1 protein-coding gene and 1 pseudogene are annotated in these 2,840 nt (G+C 35.1%); both read right to left on the bottom strand.

The genetic code is table 11. From position 1 onward, the window contains the following. Positions 1 to 1,437: 1,437 nt before the first annotated feature. Positions 1,438 to 2,251: pseudogene (gene tnpC / locus FC57_RS10320) on the bottom strand (IS66 family transposase). 310 nt (positions 2,252 to 2,561) lie between these two features. Then, the gene (locus FC57_RS10315) at positions 2,562 to 2,777 is read right to left on the bottom strand and encodes an IS66 family transposase (RefSeq protein WP_007126653.1); all 216 of its coding nucleotides are present in this window, start codon (positions 2,775 to 2,777) and stop codon (positions 2,562 to 2,564) included. Between the last annotated feature and the right edge of the window lie 63 nt (positions 2,778 to 2,840).

Here is a 2,840-nt window from a genome sequence, read left to right as displayed (position 1 = left end):
TATAGCAATTAAATTTATAGCTTCAGTTTTGATATGTGTTGAACAGTCTAACCCATTGTAAGAGTATTTAACTTTTCTTCATTTATAACCTTTAAAATAGGTATTTTAAGTGTTTTTCAGGGTTAAATCAGTTTCTTTGGGCAATTTCAATCAACCTTAAAATCATTTCACCAGTAGAAACACATTTTGTTTTGTTATTAGACAATTCTATCGACCATTAAACAATACATTTTTTAAATTGCTTAATATTTTAAAGATTAGTTGATTATTCGTCCCAATTTAGAGCCTAACAGAGATTTTTCTACTTTTGGTTTACATCAGCCAAAGAACTTCTTCATCAATAGCTCGAATTCTTTGACTTATCTAACAATGGTTTTCATTCCTTAACAGAAAACATATGATTACAATATTTGAGCCCTTGCTTAGCGAGAAGCTTTTCCAAGACTTTTTTCGACACAGCGTCAAAATTTTTTCTATACAGGCAATTAAAGTAGTATTGGGCAATTACTGGACCTACGTCAGAAGAAAGTTCGTTCTTAGAAGCTGTGCCACAAGACAAGTCTTGTACTAAGCAAGGAAGACCAACATTGCATGTAGATATTTTATTTAGAAAAGAATGGAAAAACTTAACTAACGAAGAATGATATCAAGCTTTCCAAGAACAGCTTAACCCACTGATGAAAAAGTTAGATATCATGAGTTTTTAGTCCTACTCGTTTCTAAATTAGGCTGTACTATCAATTATACTTTGAAGTATCAGGAAACCTTTAAGCACGCGCTACTTGATGGCCGCTTGGAACTCTCTAACAATTAGGGGCGAACACACTGTTAAATCGGTAGTCATAGGCACAATTATATGGTGAACATATTTATGTACTTAAAAAGGAATTTAATCGATTGTAGCTAATTATAGGACAATTAATTATCAATGACTTTCAGTTAGTTTAATGGCCAAATACTATGTTCTACAAATTATTCTTTATTGTACAGAATTTAATAATGGACTCTAATAACTTGGAATATTTTTAATTTCAATTAATTATATGGGCACACAAATTATTGATTAGTTCTTAAGAAGAGAGCGCTTTACTATCAACTAGGGACAAAAAGAAGTTAAAAGTTTATTAACTAAAAGCATAACACCACATACTTTTATGTATCAGTAAACATGAACTTGTTTTATTCTAGTATTGAGTTTTTAACTATTGCTATTGGGCTAGAACATAAAAGTATTGAAACCAGAGTAAATATAGAAGTTAAAAGAAAAACTCTTAAAGAGTTTAATACATAAATGATGAAAAATACGGATATCTATTCTCTGATAATTTATTTGAGTTCTTGTATTCATTTTATGTAGCTATTAATTATTGTAAAAGTGATAGACCAGAAAAACATAACTAATTGGAACACATAAATATATTCACTACATAGTTTCAATTATGTTTTTAAGAACATAACCGCAAGACTTGGCTGTTCTCGAAAAGCTTTATTAGTACATAAACCAGCGGTAGCTCCTTCGAAGCTTTGTGAAAATAGCCAATTTTTTCTGTCCATCACGAGTGATTTGACCGCTCGTTCAGCCTTGTTGTTGGATAATTCTAAATTGCCATCAAGCAAGACATACGCAAAAATTTCTTGATGCTTGAGCACATAGTTAATGGCTTTGCCTAATTTAGAACCTGGCAAAACAGTTGCTTTATTTCTCCTGCACCATTCAAAGAACTTCCGCATTAAGGGCTTAAGTTTTACTTGTCTTATCTGGTAACGCTCTTGTTTGCTTAAAGCTTCCCAAGTTTGTTCTAAATAGAACATGCGATTGCAGTAATTAAGTCCTTGCTTAGTAAGAGACTTTTCAGAAGCTGCTTGTGGCACGGCTTCATGGAATTTTCTTCTAACATGGGCCCAACAACCAACTAAAGTTGCTTTAGGCAGCTGTTCATAAGCCTGCCACATATCGCAGTGCAGATAACCTTTGTAGTCACCTAAAAAATCAAGCGCTACTTGACCACTACGTGAAGGATCGTGATGATAAAGAGTAATCCCATAGCTATCATGTCTGTCAGAAAGGAAGACCCAATAATAAGTTTTAACGGTCTCGCTTTCCAGCACAGTGTAGTAGGTTTCATCGGCATGCAAAACAGGCTGAGCTAGCAGCTTGCTTTTGAGCAGGTCATACATCGGCTTGAAGTAGTACTCGGTACATTTCAAGCCCCATCTTTTTCCAGTCGCTTTCTTGACGATAGTCTGGCACCTTCAGCTTATATTTTTGATAGAGAGTATGAGCGATTAGTGAAGCCGAGCCAAGACCATGATTCAATGGCGCCTTAGGTACTGCAGCTTTAATAATCTTATCGCTAAGATTCCTTTGACTACAGTATTGGCACTTATAAGCATGCTGGATGTGATCCAAACGCTTAAGCTGAGCGGGAATGAAAAACAATTCCTATCTTACCGGATAAGCACCGATTTCTGTCAATTCACGATGAACATCTTCAGCTGGAAAGGCTGCCAGCAGGTCGGCGCGTTTTTGCTTATGAGTTCTTCGCTTATAAATAATAGTCTCAACGGCGACGTCGGGGACGCTCTCCGTCATCTTGAGCATCAGGCTCATCGAATAAACTGGTTTGACCATTCAAAGGCATTTGTTTTGAAGATTTGCCGTAACGCTTTTGTGTTAAGTAAGCTACTTGTTCACGGAGGAGCTTGATTTCATCAGTTAAGTTTTGAATCGTAGTTGCTTGTTGGTCAATAATCTTTTCCAAATTTTCTGGTGACATAATTCAAACTTCCTCCTAAATTTTGTTAGTTAAAAGCATAGCAAACATTCTAAGCTAAATAGT

It is taken from the genome of Lactobacillus ultunensis DSM 16047, assembly GCF_001436305.1.
Lineage (GTDB): Bacteria > Bacillota > Bacilli > Lactobacillales > Lactobacillaceae > Lactobacillus > Lactobacillus ultunensis.
This window is presented reverse-complemented; position numbering and strand designations above follow the sequence as displayed.